Origin of the sequence: Corynebacterium sp. HMSC11D10 (genome assembly GCF_001806995.1) — a bacterium.
GTDB lineage: Bacteria > Actinomycetota > Actinomycetes > Mycobacteriales > Mycobacteriaceae > Corynebacterium > Corynebacterium coyleae.
Map to the genome: position 1 here is coordinate 40,041 of NZ_KV787039.1, position 16,352 is coordinate 56,392.

The 16,352-nt window shown below is 61.3% G+C and carries 14 protein-coding genes and 1 pseudogene; 9 read left to right on the forward strand and 6 right to left on the reverse strand.

Annotated features, from left to right (window positions below; all coding sequences use genetic code 11):
• Positions 1 to 690, reverse strand: a pseudogene (locus tag HMPREF3120_RS12350) (biotin/lipoyl-containing protein); the annotation flags it as partial.
• Positions 691 to 810: 120 nt separating this feature from the next.
• Here HMPREF3120_RS12350 and HMPREF3120_RS03495 point away from each other — a divergent pair.
• Positions 811 to 1,206 (forward strand): oxidoreductase, encoded by a 396-nt coding sequence (locus HMPREF3120_RS03495; RefSeq protein WP_070451055.1) that lies wholly within the window; start codon positions 811 to 813, stop codon positions 1,204 to 1,206.
• Positions 1,207 to 1,524: 318 nt separating this feature from the next.
• Here HMPREF3120_RS03495 and HMPREF3120_RS03500 read toward each other — a convergent pair whose 3' ends face one another.
• The gene (locus HMPREF3120_RS03500) at positions 1,525 to 3,009 is read right to left on the reverse strand and encodes a leucyl aminopeptidase (protein ID WP_070450844.1); all 1,485 of its coding nucleotides are present in this window, start codon (positions 3,007 to 3,009) and stop codon (positions 1,525 to 1,527) included.
• 72 nt (positions 3,010 to 3,081) lie between these two features.
• On the opposite strand from HMPREF3120_RS03500, the gene HMPREF3120_RS03505 reads away from it, so the two are divergent.
• Complete coding sequence (locus tag HMPREF3120_RS03505) at positions 3,082 to 4,188, forward strand: branched-chain amino acid aminotransferase (RefSeq protein ID WP_070422159.1); 1,107 nt, start codon at positions 3,082 to 3,084, stop codon at positions 4,186 to 4,188.
• Here HMPREF3120_RS03505 and HMPREF3120_RS03510 read toward each other — a convergent pair.
• Both HMPREF3120_RS03510 and HMPREF3120_RS03515 read right to left on the reverse strand, forming a co-directional pair.
• Complete coding sequence (locus HMPREF3120_RS03510) at positions 4,185 to 5,171, reverse strand: nicotinate-nucleotide--dimethylbenzimidazole phosphoribosyltransferase (RefSeq protein ID WP_070450846.1); 987 nt, start codon at positions 5,169 to 5,171, stop codon at positions 4,185 to 4,187. The two genes, HMPREF3120_RS03505 and HMPREF3120_RS03510, sit on opposite strands and share 4 nt — an antisense overlap.
• Before the next feature lie 3 nt (positions 5,172 to 5,174).
• Positions 5,175 to 5,891 (reverse strand): DUF3043 domain-containing protein, encoded by a 717-nt coding sequence (locus tag HMPREF3120_RS03515; protein ID WP_070450848.1) that lies wholly within the window; start codon positions 5,889 to 5,891, stop codon positions 5,175 to 5,177.
• 137 nt (positions 5,892 to 6,028) lie between these two features.
• Here HMPREF3120_RS03515 and HMPREF3120_RS03520 point away from each other — a divergent pair, with 137 nt between their 5' ends.
• Positions 6,029 to 6,373, forward strand: a complete 345-nt coding sequence (locus tag HMPREF3120_RS03520) for a HesB/IscA family protein (RefSeq protein ID WP_070450850.1) — start codon at positions 6,029 to 6,031, stop codon at positions 6,371 to 6,373.
• Positions 6,374 to 6,445: 72 nt separating this feature from the next.
• Here HMPREF3120_RS03520 and HMPREF3120_RS03525 read toward each other — a convergent pair whose 3' ends face one another.
• Together HMPREF3120_RS03525 and asnB are read right to left on the reverse strand one after the other, a co-directional pair.
• Positions 6,446 to 7,432 (reverse strand): S41 family peptidase, encoded by a 987-nt coding sequence (locus HMPREF3120_RS03525; RefSeq protein ID WP_070450852.1) that lies wholly within the window; start codon positions 7,430 to 7,432, stop codon positions 6,446 to 6,448.
• Between the two features lie 74 nt (positions 7,433 to 7,506).
• On the reverse strand, positions 7,507 to 9,429 hold the full coding sequence (gene asnB / locus HMPREF3120_RS03530) for an asparagine synthase (glutamine-hydrolyzing) (RefSeq protein WP_070450854.1): 1,923 nt from the start codon (positions 9,427 to 9,429) through the stop codon (positions 7,507 to 7,509).
• 405 nt (positions 9,430 to 9,834) lie between these two features.
• Between asnB and HMPREF3120_RS03535 the strand changes: the two genes are divergently transcribed.
• The 6 genes from HMPREF3120_RS03535 to HMPREF3120_RS03565 all read left to right on the forward strand — a co-directional run bounded on the left by HMPREF3120_RS03535 (position 9,835) and on the right by HMPREF3120_RS03565 (position 16,167).
• Positions 9,835 to 10,929, forward strand: a complete 1,095-nt coding sequence (locus HMPREF3120_RS03535; RefSeq protein ID WP_070422165.1) for an aa3-type cytochrome oxidase subunit II — start codon at positions 9,835 to 9,837, stop codon at positions 10,927 to 10,929.
• An 18-nt stretch (positions 10,930 to 10,947) separates the two neighbouring features.
• Entirely contained in the window at positions 10,948 to 11,379 is a 432-nt protein-coding gene (locus HMPREF3120_RS03540) for an aa3-type cytochrome oxidase subunit IV (RefSeq protein WP_070422166.1), read from the forward strand.
• Positions 11,380 to 11,796: 417 nt separating this feature from the next.
• Positions 11,797 to 12,417 (forward strand): aa3-type cytochrome oxidase subunit III, encoded by a 621-nt coding sequence (locus HMPREF3120_RS03550; RefSeq protein WP_180950032.1) that lies wholly within the window; start codon positions 11,797 to 11,799, stop codon positions 12,415 to 12,417.
• A gap of 62 nt (positions 12,418 to 12,479) precedes the next feature.
• Positions 12,480 to 13,328 carry a cytochrome bc1 complex diheme cytochrome c subunit gene (locus tag HMPREF3120_RS03555; protein WP_070422169.1) on the forward strand — a complete coding sequence of 283 codons (849 nt, stop codon included), beginning with the start codon at positions 12,480 to 12,482 and terminating at the stop codon, positions 13,326 to 13,328.
• Entirely contained in the window at positions 13,325 to 14,545 is a 1,221-nt protein-coding gene (locus HMPREF3120_RS03560) for a cytochrome bc1 complex Rieske iron-sulfur subunit (protein WP_070422170.1), read from the forward strand. Before HMPREF3120_RS03555 ends, HMPREF3120_RS03560 begins: the two co-directional genes overlap by 4 nt.
• Positions 14,545 to 16,167: a cytochrome bc1 complex cytochrome b subunit gene (locus tag HMPREF3120_RS03565; protein WP_070422171.1), complete on the forward strand. Its 1,623-nt coding sequence runs from the start codon at positions 14,545 to 14,547 to the stop codon at positions 16,165 to 16,167. Before HMPREF3120_RS03560 ends, HMPREF3120_RS03565 begins: the two co-directional genes overlap by 1 nt.
• Positions 16,168 to 16,352: the final 185 nt, after the last annotated feature.

The window sequence follows — 16,352 nt, forward strand, 5'->3', positions numbered from 1 at the left end:
AGCAGCCTTCTTCTCTTCCTTCGGCTCCTCAGCCGGTTCCTCGGCCTTCGGCTCTTCCTTGGCGTCGGCGGAGTCGTCGCCGGCCGGGGTTTCGCCCTCGTCGCCAATAATCGCGATGACGTCGCCGATCTCGACGGTGTCGTCCTCCTCAGCCTTGATCTCCAGGATCACACCAGCGACAGGGGAGGGGATCTCGGTGTCGACCTTGTCAGTGGAGACCTCGAGCAGCGGCTCGTCGACCTCAACCTCGTCGCCGACTTCCTTCAGCCAGGTGGTGATGGTGCCTTCGGTGACGGACTCGCCGAGCTCCGGCATCTCAACCTTGGTGCCCTCACCAGAGGACTTCTTCGGAGCAGCCTTCTTCTCTTCCTTCGGCTCCTCAGCCTTAGCCGGTGCTTCTTCTTCGGCCTCGGCTTCGTCTTCGTTGGAGTCGTCGGAGGAAGCAGCAGCGTCAGCGTCACCGATGCGGGCAATGACGTCGCCGACCTCAACGGTGTCGTCTTCCTGCGCCAGGACCTCGATCAGGGTGCCAGCAACCGGGGACGGGATTTCGGTGTCGACCTTGTCAGTGGAGACCTCGAGCAGCGGCTCGTCGACCTCAACCGTGTCGCCGACTTCCTTCAGCCACGTAGTGATCGTGCCTTCGGTGACTGACTCGCCCAGCTCGGGCATCTCAACAGAGTGCGCCATGTTTAAAGTCTCCTCATTGAAACGTTGGAAGCTATACGGCACAAAGCGTACCTGCATCCACACACGTTCGTTGCCCAAGGGGTGACCTAATTGCTTAGACAGGCCCGTATGATGTGGGGCGTGTTCAACCTGTTCGGCAAAGGCAAGAAGTCCACGACGTTCAAACCGCCACGAGCACCGGGCGAGACAATCCGCCCCGACGACGCGCAATACTTGCGCGATTGGGTCGCCGGCCGTGCGTTCGTGGAAGGCTTTGTCGAGCCAGAAACCATGGTCAACGAGATGTCCGTTGTTCTTGTCGACGAGCACGGCAACTACACCCGACGCCGCATCGGCGGCCCCAAGGGCATCGACGCCGTCTCCAAAATGCTGGGCATCTTGCTTTACGACGTCGAAGAGACCGGTTATCCCGACCGCATGCGCAAGAAAATGGAGCAAGAACGCATTCTGCGCAAGCGTGAGGAACAAAAAGAACGCCGCGCCCGGTTCGAGCGCGGCGAAAACCCGTACAGCTAGACGGCTTCTCCGCCGTCCCGTGCCTGCTACGCTGCCCCCGCCCGACCCATACGGCTATGCGGTGGCCCGCACCCCATACCCGCACATGGTGAGGATGCACTGGTGAAGATGCCTGGTTTTACGCATCTTCACCAGTGCATCCTCACCATCTAGGTCTTGGTGGCTTGAGCCAAGCAAAACTATGCCGCTGCATAGTCCTGCCGGCTGGAGACCGGCTCGAGACCAGGGGAGACTATGCAGCGGCATAGTGGCGGGGCGCTGTCACGGCGCTGCCGAAGCGCCACAGAGCGCTACCAAAGCGTCACAGCGCTACAGCCCCTACTTCGCAGCCAGGCGGTTGAGTGCCTCGAGGATTGTGCGGACCGGGGCGCCGGTTGCGCGCTTCGGGGTGTAGCCCCAGGCGCCGCCGCCGTTCCAGGCCGGACCGGCGATGTCGATGTGAGCCCACTCGACGTTCTCCGGCACGAAGCGGGAGAGGTAGAGGCCGGCGAAGAGCATGCCGCCGGTGCGGGCGTTGTGGGTGTTGCGGATGTCAGCGATGGGGGACTTCAGCTCGTCTTCCTGCTCCTCGAGAAGCGGCATAGCCCAAGCCTGCTCACCGACGGCACGGCCTGTCTCGGCGATGAGGTCGCGCAGGTCGTCGGACCCCATCACGCCGGAGGTGCGGTTGCCCAGGGCGACCAGCTGTGCGCCGGTGAGGGTTGCGGTTTCGATGAGGTAATCGGGGTTGTCCTCGCAGGCGCGGGCGATGGCGTCGGCAAGGACGAGGCGGCCTTCGGCGTCGGTGTTGATGACCTCGCTGGTGATGCCGCCGTAGTGGGTGATCACGTCGCCCGGGCGGGTGGCGGTGCCGGAGGGCATGTTCTCGGCCAGGGGCAGCCAGGCGTCGATACGCACTGGCAGCTCAAGGCGGGCGGCAGCGGCGATGACGCCGAGCTGTGCTGCGGAGCCGCCCATGTCGGAGATCATGTCCTCCATGCCGGAGCCCGGCTTCAGCGAGATGCCACCAGTGTCGAAGGTGATGCCCTTGCCCACAAGCGCGACCTTCTTCGTCGCCCCGGACGGCGCCCACGTCAGGTGGACCAGGCGCGGGGTACGTGCGGAGCCGCGACCGACGGAGAGGATGCCGCCGAAGCCTTGATCTTCAAGCGCCTTGTCGTCGAGCACCTCGATGTCCAGGCCGGCCGCCGAAGCAACCTCGCCCATGACAGCGGCGTAGGACTCGGGGTAGAGGAAGTTTGACGGGGTGTTGACCAGGTCGCGGGCCAGGTTGACCGACTCGGCGACGATGACGGCCTGCTCGAACGCCTTCTCGTCTGCGCCGACCACGGTGACTTCGGTGGTCTGGGGGAGTTCGGCGTCGGTGTTGTCGTCGTCAAGCGTGTTGGCGGTGGACTTCAGACCGTTGTAAACGTAGCCGCCGAGCAGGAGGCCCTCGACGACCGGCTGGACGCCGAACTCGGCGGAGATAGCTGCCTTTTCCACCCCATTGAGGGTGCGGGTGGCGGCGCCGACGGCGCGGCGCACGGCTTCGTCGTCAATGTCGTTCGCGTCGCCGAGGCCGTACGCGATGACCAGCGTGCCGTCGACGACAACGCGGGTGACCTCGTTAGCCGTACCCTTCGCGCCGACCGCAACGAGGGCTTCAAGCAGGCCCTTCGGGGCAAGTTGGGTGACCGGAAGTTCGACTCCGTCATCGCCCTGTGCGACCGGAACCAGCAGCACAGCGCCCTCAGGGGCGGCAGAACCGGCAACCGCGCGCACCGTCGTACCGCGGGCAGGAAGTGTGACATCGAACGACATAAACAACACCTTTCTGACAATTGAACAGGATTGCCTCCCGAGGGTACATAGCCACGGAGTAACGTGGGCCACATGTCTAACCTCGAATTCGCAGTTACCCCGTCAGACCACCCCGCAACTGATGCTGAGCGTGAAAAGATCCTCGCTAACCCGGCGTTCGGCCAGGAGTTCACCGACCACATGGTCTCCATCGATTGGACCGAAGACAAAGGCTGGCACAACGCCCAGGTGCGGGCGTACGAACCGATCGCGCTCGACCCGGCCGCCAACGTCTTCCACTACGGCCAGGCGATCTTCGAGGGCCTGAAGGCGTACCGCCACACCGATGGGCGCATCACCGCGTTCCGTCCGGAGCAAAACGCTGAGCGTATGCGCAGCTCCGCGCGTCGTATGGCAATGCCGGAACTGCCGGATGAGGACTTCTTGGAAGCCGTGCGCCAGTTGGTCACCATCGACCAGAAGTGGGTACCCGAAGCTGGCGGCGAGGCGTCGCTGTACCTGCGTCCATTCATGATCGGCACGGAGAAGACCCTGGGTGTGAAGCCGTCCTCGTCGTACTCCTTCTACATCATCGCCTCCCCGGCAGGCGCCTACTTCAAGGGTGGCGTCAAGCCGGTCAGCGTGTGGATCTCCGAGGACTACGTCCGTGCAGCACCTGGTGGCACCGGCGATGCGAAGTTCGCCGGCAACTACGCGGCGTCCCTGCTTGCGCAGCAGCAGGCTGCGGACAAGGGCTGCGACCAGGTTGTGTGGCTGGACGCGATCGAGCGCAAGTACATCGAGGAAATGGGTGGCATGAACCTCATGTTCGTCGAGGGCTCCGGCAAGGACGCGAAGATCATCACCCCGTCCCTGTCCGGTTCGCTCCTGCCGGGCATTACGCGTAAGTCGCTGCTGCAGGTCGCAGAAGACTTGGGTTACACCAGCGAGGAGCGCAAGATCACCGTCGAGCAGTGGCGTGCTGGTGCCGAGGACGGCACCATCTCCGAGACCATGGCGTGCGGCACCGCAGCTGTGATCACCCCGGTTGGCCGCGTGCTCAGCAACGAGGGCGAGTTCACGGTGAATAACAACGAGGCCGGCGAGATCACCCTGGCAATGCGCGAGCGTCTGCGCGGCATCCAGACCGGCGAGGTCGAGGACACCCACGGTTGGAACCTCACGCTCGTCGAGGGCTAGTCGCTTATCGACGATCCCCCGGCGAGCACCTCGCCAACCATCTCCGCCGCCAGGTTTAACTGCGGCAACGCGGCCAGGGCCCCAGCGCCCTGGCCCGTTTTCATATCCAGGTGTTGCAACGGTCGAAGCCCGAGCGCTTCGAAGCAGCCAGCCTGCGCCGGCTCGTTCGCCTCCTGCGCTGCCATGAGCCAGTCTTTGGTGTCGGGTGCGAGGCGTTCGGCGACGTAGGCGGCGACGGCGGGGTAGACGCCGTCGATAAGCAACGGCGTGCGGCGCGCGGCGGCCTGGGCGATGAAGCCGACCAGGCAGGCGAAGTCCGGGCCGGTGAGTTCCGCGCAGACACGTTCGGTGTCGTCGCGGAACCCGCGCACGCGGAACATCGCGTCGCGAATAGCGGCGACCTTGATCTTCCAGACCTCATCGTTGATGCCGGAGCCACGCCCGATCGCCTTTGCGGGCTCAGTGCGCGTAAACGTGCCGTACACCGCCGCGGCGACGGTGGTGTTGCCAACGCCGATGTCTCCGGGGATCAGCAGGTCAGCACCGCCGTCGATTTCACTATCGGCGATCTCTGCACCCGCAGCCAACGCCGCATCCCACACGTCTTGCGACACGGCGGGTTCCACGTCGATGGCGCCGGTGGGGGTGTCCAGGTAGTCGTCGATAAGCCTGATGCTCGCCCCCGCAACCCGCGCCGTCGTGGAGGCAGGGCCGACACCGGCGCGCAGCTGCTCAACCTGAGCGGCGCCGGCATCCGATGTCCACGCGGACAGACCGCGCGCGGCAATGCCGTGATTGCCTGCGACAATCACCGCACGCGGGCGCAGAAACGGAGTCGGCACGTCGCGGCCCTGCACGGACGCCACCCACGCACCGATCGCCCCCAGCCTTCCAAGGGCAACTCCACTCGTGCCACCTGCCAACGCATCCGCCACCGCACGGGCATGCGCGCGTTTCGGCGGCTCAACCGGGGGAAACTGCATGGGCTATACCTTCGCGCCCAACGCCACCCGCGGCTTGGGGGAGCGCCAGTTACGCGGCTGAGTAGCGCGGGAGAACGCGTACATACCCAGGCTGAAACCAGTGTTCGCCTCTGGGAACTTTGCACGGACCGCACGGTTGGCGCGGATGCCGATGATGATGCCCTCGATGAAGATGGTGACGATAAACAACAGGCTCACCAAAGACAATGCCGCCGCGACGCGAGGCAGCCACGTGCCGATCAACATCACGATTAGCAGCACCAGCGCCATAGGCATGACGTAGTTGTTGAAGAAGCGCTGCGAGTCCACCCAGTCACGGATGAAGCGACGCTCCTCGCCCTTGTCGCGCTCCATGAGGTAGCGCTCGTCGCCCGAGTCGATCTTGGCCTGCATCTCGCGGTTGCGGGCCCGATTCTCCTCGCGCACCTGCTTCTTGTGCGCCTTCCACTCCTCTTTGGTCATGGACTTCTTCAGCTCTTTTTCACGCTGACGAATCTGCGCCGGGGTGGCCGCATTCGGGTCGCGCACAACACCGCGCTTGATCTCCTGATCAAGTCGCTTCGGCGTCGGCTTGCCCTTCGGCGGGGTGTAGCCCTTCGGAAGCTTCTGCTCTGCGGCCTCTGGGGTGTCTGCCGCGGGCGTGGTGTCGGTCTGAGGCAGTTCGGCCTTGGTCGAACCAGCCTTATCTGTCTGCTCGGATTTTTGCCAGGGTAGTTTCACGCCACCTAGGCTACAAGGCCACCGCGACATTCCTGTAACCAGTGGGAATAGACTGCGGGGGAGAACCGTTACACCGGCTATGAAGGGGCGCGCGTAGCATGGGCGCCACTCGAACGCGTAGCACGAAGGAGTACCCAATGACTGCACCTACTTCCGCAACTGGCGTGAACCTCACCGAGGCAGCGGCGGCGAAGGCGAAGGCCCTGCTTGATCAGGAGGGCCGCAACGACCTGTCCCTGCGCATCGCTGTTCAGCCTGGTGGCTGCGCTGGTCTGCGCTACCAGCTCTACTTCGACGACCGCGACCTGGACGGCGACAAGGCCGATGAGGTTGGTGGCGTGCGTCTTGTCGTGGACAAGATGAGCGTGCCGTACCTCACGGGTGCGACGATCGATTTCGCGGACACCATCGAGCAGCAGGGCTTCACCATCGATAACCCGAACGCAGGTTCCGCTTGCGCTTGTGGCGATAGCTTCAACTAAGCCACTGCTTATCGACGAATCTCCGTACCGGCCATCACGCCAGTACGGGGATTTTTCTGTGCTGTAGTGCCGCTACGAACAGTTGTGTTCGTCCCGGAGCCACTGCAGCGCCTGTTCCTGGCCACCTTGAACATCGGGTTCGATCGGGTCTTCCGCAAACGTTTCGCCGGTGCGGGCCTTATCCTTCGCGATGGTCAGCATTAGGCTGCTGCCGTCCGGGAAGTCGTAGACGGTGTTCGCCGAGGCGTATCCGGCGGTGGGGGTGCCGAAACTACGCGACTGATCCAGGCCGCGGAAGGCCAGCATAGTGGCTTCGCCGGACGAGGCGGTGAGGTCGTCGACAAGCACTGCGACTGGCACGCCGTCCCATTTGCCGCCGGAGGTTTCTACGGGGCTGCCGCCACCGCTGACAGCGTTGCCGCTTACCGTCACCGGCGACGAACCGCCTGCCGAGACGAACTCGAGCACCGTGCCGTCGGGCAGCACAGGGGACAGGCCGGCGACCATCGGGCCCATGTCGCCGCCGTCGTTGCCGCGCAGATCCACAACCACGCCACAGGCGCCGTTGTCGCGCGCTTGCACTAGGCCGGATGTGAGCGTGTCGGCGTAGGACTGGATATCGTCGTGGCGGCTGACGCCCGGCACCGTTGCCCACGCTACGTTCCCGTTGCGTTCGACGGCCGCACGTGTGGATTCCATCTCGGCGTATTCCTGCTCGACGTTCGGGTCGATAAGTTTCGAGTGCTTGCCGCCAGCAGCCTGGACCGCGTCGTTGAGCGCCGGACGGATCTCGTCGAGCGAATCCGCCTGTTTCGCGGCCTCGCGTGCCTTGTCACTAGCCTCGGCAAACTCGGGGGAGTCCGCGTAAATGCCCTGTTCTGCCAGGTCGAGCACCGTCGCGGCGTAGCGCTTCGGCGTATCGGTACCCATGAACTTGGCGGTGCCGGTGAACATGGCAGTCATGGTCGGCCCGTACACATAGGCGGCGGCGCCGGCGGCGATCAACAGGACGCCGAACACCGCGGCGATGGTGGTGAGTACTTTCTTTGCAGTTGACATACACCACATTCAACCGGCGAACGGGCAGCCCGACAATACAGACGGCTGCCCAACTGGGGTAGTGCTGGCACTACCTACAGCTCGACCGGGTAATCCTTGTGCTCGATCTGGGGATCGATGCGGTTTTCCACGAAAATGCCGTGCCAGACCATGAACGCCAGCACCGTCCAGAGACGACGCGAGTGGTCGGACACACCATCGCGGTGCTCCTTGAGCATCTCCAGGACTTGGTCCTTGGCGAAAATGTCGTCGGTCTGCGACTCGCGGATCGTGTCTTGCGCCCAGCCGAAGAGTTCGTCGCCCGCCAGCCAGTGGCGCATCGGCACCGGGAAGCCCAACTTCTTGCGGTGCAGCACGTGCGGCGGGACGATCTGCTCCATCGCCTTGCGCAGCGCGTACTTCGTGGTGCCGTTGGCAATCTTCTGGTCGTACGGGATCGTCTGCGCGACCTCGAAGACTTCCTTGTCCAGGAACGGAACGCGCAGCTCCAGGGAGTTCGCCATGTTCATCTTGTCGGCCTTGACCAGAATGTCGCCGCGCATCCAGGTGAACAGGTCCAGGTTCTGCATACGTGCCACCGGATCCATCTCGGTCGACGTTGCATAAATCGGTGCGGTGACCTCGCGGTGGTCCCACTCGCGCTTCGCCCACGGTAGCACACGCTGGAGTTGTTCGAAGTTAAACGAGCGAGCGTTGCCGTAGTAACGGTCCTCCATCGGGGTAGTGCCGCGCTCAAGCAGGCTCTTGCCCTTCATGTCCTCCGGCAACACGCGGCTGAGGCGGTTCAGCCCCTTGTTCAGTGCGCTCGGCAGTTTCTCAAACGGTGCCAGCGACAGCGGTTCCTTGTAGATGGTGTAGCCACCGAACAGCTCATCCGCGCCCTCACCGGACAGCACAACCTTGACGTGCTTGCGTGCCTCCTGCGCGACGAAAAACAGCGGCACCAGTGAAGGGTCAGCCACCGGATCGTCGAGGTACCACATGATCTTCGGAATCGCGTCGGCGTACTCCTCCGGGGAGACAATCTTCACGATGTGCTCCACACCAATCGCCGCAGCAGACTCTGCAGCGACGTCCACCTCGGAATAGCCCTCCCGCTCAAAACCAGTGGTGAAGGTCAACAGGTTCGGATTGTGACGCTTCGCCAGCGCCGCGATCGCCGTGGAGTCGATTCCGCCAGACAAGAAGGAACCAACCGTCACGTCAGCGCGCATATGCTTTTCGACGGAATCCTCCAACGCCCGGGCAATCCTGTCGTACAGGTCCTGCTCCTTGCCCTTTGGCACAGGCTGGGAATTGAAGTGTGGCTTGAAGTAGCGGTCCGAGTGGACCTCGCCACCAGGCTTGATAGTCACGGTGCAGCCCGACTCCACGCGACGGATCTCGCGGTGCAGGCTCTCCGGCTCCGGGACGTATTGCAGATCCACGTAGTGCTCGATTGCACGGCGATCAAGGTCGAGGCCTAGACCCATCTCGTCTGCCATCTCCAGGATGGACTTCTTTTCGGAGGCGAAAACGGTGCCCTTGTCGGTCGTCGCATAGAACAGTGGCTTGATGCCAAACTGGTCGCGCGCTGCGAACATCGTCTTGGTCTCGGTGTCCCAAATAGCGAAGGCGAACATGCCGCGCAGATGCTCAACCACGTTGGCGCCCCAGTGGTGGAAACCGACCACGATCGGTTCGCCATCACCTGCGGTGTTGAAGGTGTATCCGGCCTTGGTGAGTTCCTCGCGCAACTCCACGTAGTTGTAAATCTCGCCGTTAAACGTCAGGGCGTAACGTTCGGGGTTTTCTGCCGGCCCCCAGCGCAGTGGCTGGTGGGAGTGCTCGATGTCGATGATCGCCAGGCGGTTAAAGCCGAAAACAGCGTCATCGTCGTTCCATGTTCCCGCAGCGTCAGGGCCGCGGTGATACATGCAGGAAAGCGAGCGACCGACCGCGTCGGTAAACACTGGGGCATCGCCGCGGGCAGTCAACAGTGCAACAAGACCGCACATCGTTGTGAAACCTCTCCTATATATAAGGTGCGCCGCCTCGAACCGTGCGGCACCGTCATGACGCATTCCACAATAGGGTTTTCAACGGCGAACTCGTGAACCGAACGCGTCGCGGAGTGTCCACCTTTTGCGGTGCCCCATAAGGGGGCCAACTAATGGTTGAGGGGTCAAAGCGAAGATTTCGACTGATCTTCGCAACGCCTTGCTTATGAACTTAATGCCCAGCACTGCGGGTTAATTTGCGGGGGAGAGGTGGTTTTGTTCGGAGGGGCGATCGTCGAAAAGCGTGAGGCTCGACAAGATTCCGTAGCGACGATCTGTTTGAACTATTCTGGCTCCGTAGGAATGTTCTGCCATCGGCATGTGCATTCGATGGTTCTAGTGTGGACAGGAAGGCAAACACACGTGGAAAAGGAAGTTAAGCGCGGATTCGCCAAGAAGGCTGCCGTCGCCGGTTCGCTGCTCCTCGGAAGCTTTGCGCTGACGGGCTGTGATGTAGCTCCGCCGGAGTCAGTCGCGCGCATCCTCGACATGGGCTGGCCGGACCCGGTCACCCCTGAAGGTACCCAGATGTACAACTTCTGGGTTTGGGTCTGGGTAGCAGCCTGGACAATCGGCATCATTATGTGGGGTCTGTTCCTCTGGTCCATCGTTCGGTGGAACCACAAGGCCCGCGAAAAGCAGGGTGCCGGCGAGTTCCCGAAGCAGCTGCAGTACAACGTGCCGCTCGAGCTCGGTCTGACGATCCTCCCGATCGTCATCGTTATGGTCCTGTTCTTCTTCACGGTTCAGGCACAGACCCGCACGACCGCCCTGGATAAGGATCCGAAGGTTACCGTTGACGTCACCGGCTACCAGTGGAACTGGAAGTTCGGCTACGCAGAGGTTGCAGGCGATCTGACTGCAGACGGTCGCGACTACGACGGTCTTGACGCTGAGCGCCAGGCTCTTGCAGAGGCAACGAAGTACGACGACGAGGACATGCACAACGCGAACCCGATCCACGGCACCTCGATGGGCGACCTGTCCTACCTCAACTTCAACGAGATCGAGACCGTTGGCTCCACCGAGGAAGTTCCGGTCCTGGTTCTGCCGACCGACACCCCGATCGCGTTCCGTCTCGCATCTGGCGACGTGAACCACGCATTCTGGGTTCCGGAGTTCCTCTTCAAGCGCGACGTCTACGCGCACCCGGAGTCGAACCAGCAGCAGCGTGAGTTCCAGATTGAGCGCATCGACAAGGAAGGTGCATTCGTCGGCCGCTGTGCTGAGATGTGCGGTACCTACCACGCAATGATGAACTTCGAGATCCGTGCAGTCACGCCCGAGAAGTTCCAGCAGTACATCGAATTCCGTCGCCAGAACCCGGAGGCACCGAACTCCGAGGCACTGCGCTCCATCGGTGAAGCACCGTACGCAACCAGCACCCGTCCGTTTGTGTCCGAGCGCGAGGGTTCTCGTGACGGCGTCAACACTGTCGATCCGAACGCGACCGTTTAAGAAAGAGAGAACGTAGCCATGGGAACCGGTTCAAAAGTTTTCTACGCCATTGGCACATTTCTTGCCCTGATGGCAGTGTTCTACATCCTCGCAACGGCGTGGATCGGCGAAGATGCATACCTCTTCGGTGTTGAGTGGATCGGCGCAGTGGGCCTCGTGCTTGCTACCGCACTCTGCTTCATGCTCGGCGGTTACCTCCACATTGCGGAGTCCCGCTCTGACGTCCTCCCGGAAGACTGGGAAGAGGCAGAGATTGAAGACGGCGCTGGCGTGCTGGGCTTCTTCTCGCCGGGCTCGATCTGGCCGTTTACGATGTCTGCATCGATTCTGTTCCTCGGTCTCGGCATTGCCTTCTGGCAGTTCTGGCTGATCGCCTTTGGTGCGGTCATGCTGATCTGGGCTACCGCCCAGCTGAACCTGCAGTACGGCATTCCGCGCGAGAAGCACTAACGCAGAAAGAGTGGGTCGCGGCCTTCCCGGCCCACGACAATGCCCCTTCCGGGTTATCGGAAGGGGCATTTTTGTTGTTAAAGAGATTTCAATCAATCGAAAGTTTAGGCACGAAGCGGGGGTGTGCCACAATGTGATGTCGGGCACACTTGGGAACTATCTGGAACTCCAGTCCGACTCCTATTTGCTCGAGTAATTGGGGGAACTATCCTGCGGGGAAGCCGGCGACTTTGGGTGGCGGCGCAATGACCTGCGTTGATGTGCGTCGGATAGACGCTATAAAAAGTTCCCGATCTTCTAAAAATTATTTTTGCAACCAAAATGTTTTTAAATGCTGCTGGTTGGCCCCTGTCTCACAGGGAAATCGTGGGGGTGAATGAGATGAATATCAGGAAGAAATAGGGGATAATCGCATGCGTGACGACCGCAACTACTAACCCAAATATGGCGACTCCGCAGAATCGTCTTCCGGCGCTGAACCGGCCGAACATGGTCAGCGTTGGCACGATCGCGTTCCTCGCCCAAGAGCTCATGTTCTTTGCCGGCTTGTTCGCGATGTACTTCACATCGCGTGCAAACGGCCTCGCCGCAGGTGACTGGAGCAACCAGACGGACCACCTCAACGTCCTTTTCGGCGGAATCATTACCGTCGTGCTGATTGGTTCCTCTTTCACCTCTCAGTTCGGCGTGTTCGCTGCAGAACGAGGTGACGTATACGGCTTGCGCAAGTGGTTCACCGTAACCGTTGTGCTTGGCGTCATCTTCCTCGGTCTGGTGGCATTCGAATGGACCGAGATGGTCATGCACGGCGTGACCCCGCAGTCCAGCGTTTATGGATCGGTGTTCTACATCATCACCGGTTTCCACATGGCGCACGTGACTGCAGGCATCATCGCGTTCATCGTTGTGCTGATGCGAGTAGCCAAGTCGAAGTTCACCCCGGCACAGGCAACTGCTGCCATGGTGGTTTCGTACTACTGGCACTTCGTCGACGCCATTTGGATCGGCGTGTTCATCACCCTGTACCTCGTCCAGTAGCCGTGCCCTGGGTATAACCCGGGCTGCAGACGTGTTCTGAAAACTCGTTAATAAGGAACAAAATGGAAAACTCACCCAACAAGAAGCGTCGCGCACGCAAGGCGCAGCGCACCTTCGCAGGTGCTGCTGCGTTGACGCTGGGCTTGTCCGGCGCGGGTCTTCTCGCATCGGCGTTGGCCCCTAATGCACAGGTGGCCACCGCCCAGCGTGACGACCAGGCCCTTATCCAGGAGGGTAAGGAAATCTACGACGTCGCTTGCATCACCTGCCACGGTGCGAACCTGCAGGGCGTTGCCGACCGTGGTCCGTCTCTGATCGGTACCGGCGAAGGCGCCGTGTACTTCCAGGTCAACTCTGGCCGTATGCCGATGATGTCGAACGACGCGCAGGCTGAGCGTAAGAAGCCGCGCTACACGGAGAACCAGGCTCTCGCCTTGGCTGCATATGTCGCAGCCAACGGTGGTGGCCCGGAGCTCGTGTACAACCCGGACGGCACCCTGGCTAAGGAAGAGCTGCGCGGCAAGAACTACGACGGCAAGGTTCAGGAAGCAGACGTCGCACGTGGCGGCGAACTCTTCCGTTTGAACTGCGCCTCCTGCCATAACTTCACCGGTCGTGGTGGCGCATTGTCTTCTGGTAAGTACGCCCCGGTGCTCGACCCTGCGAACGAGCAGGAGATCTACCAGGCGATGCTCACTGGTCCGCAGAACATGCCGAAGTTCTCTGACCGTCAGCTCAGCGCTGATGAGAAGAAGGACATCATTGCCTTCATTAAGTCGACAAAGGAGACCCCGTCCCCGGGTGGCTGGTCCCTCGGTGGCCTCGGCCCGGTTTCTGAAGGTATTGCGATGTGGATGATCGGCATCTCGCTGGTCGCCGCTGGTGCTATGTGGATTGGATCCCGCTCATGAGTGATGTGAAGAAGAATTACACGAAGGAAGAGCTTGACCGCATGAGCAATGCGGAGCTCGCTGCTCTTGGCACGGAGCTTGACGACGTAACGGTTGCGTACCGTAAGGAGCGCTTCCCGGTCGAGGGTGACCCTCGCGAGAAGTCCTCTGAGCGTGGCATCAAGATTTGGTTGGCCATCTCGGTTCTCGCCGCGATTGCTTTCCTCGGTGTTTACCTGTTCTGGCCGTGGGAGCCGAAGTTCCACGGCGACGAAGGTCTCTGGATCTACACCTTCTACACGCCACTGCTTGGACTGACTGCAGGCCTGGCCTTCCTCGGCCTGGGTGTTGCAATCATCCAGTACGTGAAGAAGTTTGTCCCTGAAGAGATCGCTGTACAGCGTCGCCACGACGGCCCGTCCAGCGAACTGGATCGTCGCACTACGACCGCACTGCTGAACGATGCTTGGGAGACCTCGACGCTTGGTCGTCGCAAGGCGCTCAAGGGTCTGCTCGGCACCGCTGGTGTCCTCGCCGGTCTGATGGTCATCGCTCCGCTTGGCGGCATGATCAAGAACCCGTGGAAGGTCCGCCACGAGCTGAACTACTTCGGCGACGGCACCCTGTGGACCCACGGCTGGACCGTCCAGGATCAAGGCGTGAAGGTTTACCTCGGCCGCGACACCGGTGCGATTGCAGAACTTCACAAGGGTGAGGTCGGCTCGCACTACACCACCGCCGGCGTGTCCCGCCTGGTGCGTATGCGTCCGGAGGACCTTGCCGCCGCTGCGATGGAGACCGTGTTCCCGCTCTACCCAGAGGACGTCAATGACGGCAAGGAATACGACCCGAAGCGCGATGTGTACGAGAACCACATGCACTCCATCCATGGTCCGCGCAACGCTGTCATGCTGATCCGTCTGCGTTCTGAGGACGCGAAGCGCGTTATCGAACGTGAGGGTCAGGAAGACTTCCACTACGGCGATTACTACGCCTACTCCAAGATTTGCACGCACATTGGTTGCCCGACCTCGCTGTACGAGGCTCAGACCAACCGCATCCTGTGCCCGTGCCACCAGTCGCAGTTCGATGCGTTGCAGCACGGTAAGCCGATCTTCGGTCCCGCCGCTCGTGCACTGCCGCAGCTTCCTGTGACGGTTGACGAAGACGGTTACCTCATCGCCAACGGGAACTTCATTGAGCCCGTCGGCCCGGCATTCTGGGAGCGTCAGTCCTAATGAGTACGAAACTTCAGCAAGCCGCAAACAATGCGGATTCCCGCTTTACCGTTGCGGGCGTCCTGCGCCCGCAGCTCAACAAGGTCTTCCCGACGCACTGGTCCTTCATGCTCGGCGAGATGGCGCTCTACAGCTTCATCATCCTGCTGCTGACCGGTATCTACCTGGCCTTGTTCTTCGACCCGTCGATCACCAAGGTGATCTACGACGGTGCATACCTGCCGCTCAACGGCGTCGAAATGTCCCGTGCATACGCAACCGCGCTTGACATTTCCTTTGACGTCCGCGGTGGCCTGTTTGTTCGTCAGATGCACCACTGGGCTGCACTGATGTTCATGATGGCCATGTTCGCCCACATGATGCGTGTCTTCTTCACCGGTGCGTTCCGTCGCCCGCGTGAGGCAAACTGGCTCATCGGTGTAACCCTTGTCCTCCTCGGCATGATTGAGGGCTTCATGGGCTACTCCCTGCCGGACGATCTGCTCTCCGGTGTTGGTCTGCGCATTATGTCCGCGATCATCCTGGGCCTGCCGATCATCGGCACCTGGATGCATTGGGCTATCTTCGGCGGCGACTTCCCGTCCGATCTGATGCTGGACCGCTTCTACATCCTGCACGTGCTGATCCTGCCGGGCATCATCCTGGCGCTGATCGCAGCTCACCTGCTGCTCGTGTGGTTCCAGAAGCACACCCAGTTCCCGGGACCGGGTCGCACCGAGAACAACGTTGTTGGTGTCCGCATCATGCCGGTGTTTGCAACGCACGCAATCGGCTACATGATGATCGTGTTCGCAGTGCTGGCTGCAATGGCTGGTCTGACCACCATCAACGGTATTTGGAACATCGGCCCGTACAACCCGTCGCAGGTGTCTGCTGGTTCGCAGCCTGACGTCTACATGCTGTGGACTGATGGTGCCGCCCGTGTCATGCCGGCTTGGGAGCTCTACATCGGTAGCTACACCATCCCGGGTGCATTCTGGGTCGCACTGCTCTGTGGTCTGATGGTTGCGCTGCTCATCGCCTACCCCTTTATCGAGAAGAAGGTCACCGGCGACGACGCACACCACAACTTGCTGCAGCGTCCGCGTGACGTTCCGGTACGTACCGGCATCGGCGTGATGGGTCTGACCTTCTTCCTGCTGATGACCATCTCCGGTGGTAACGACCACGTTGCTCACTTCTTCCAGATCTCGCTGAACGCGATGACCTGGGTGGGACGTATCGGCATCATTGTTCTGCCGCCGCTGGCATTCTTCATCACCTACCGTCTGTGCATCGGCCTGCAGCGCTCCGACCGCGCTGTGCTGGAGCACGGTATCGAGACCGGCATCATCAAGCGTTTGCCGAACGGTGCCTTCATCGAGATCCACCAGCCGCTTGGCCCAGTGGACGAGAATGGTCACCCGGTTCCGCTCGAGTACGCAGGTGCTCGTGTGCCGAAGCAGATGAACCAGCTTGGCTTCGCTGACTCTGAGACCATCGGTAAGTTCTCGCCCGCCGAGATCGGCGTGTCTGAGCGTGTACGCGATGCAGAGAAGCAGAAGCACGAGGAGGCTGTCGAGACGCTGCGTGCTCTCGAGGCCAACAAGGATCGCGACGACCGCGACGTATCGCCTCGCTAGCATGTAAGTAGTTGCGTGAATCGCCCCGCACCACACTGTGGTGCGGGGCGGTTTTCTTTGTAACAATGAGGTTAACAAGCAAGTGTGAGTAAGATCACACAATCCGTTTTAATTGGGTTGTCTTTAACTTTGCGGAGATCAACTTGCTTCTTGGTTTGGCGGATAAATGCGCAGCGTATGGCCGT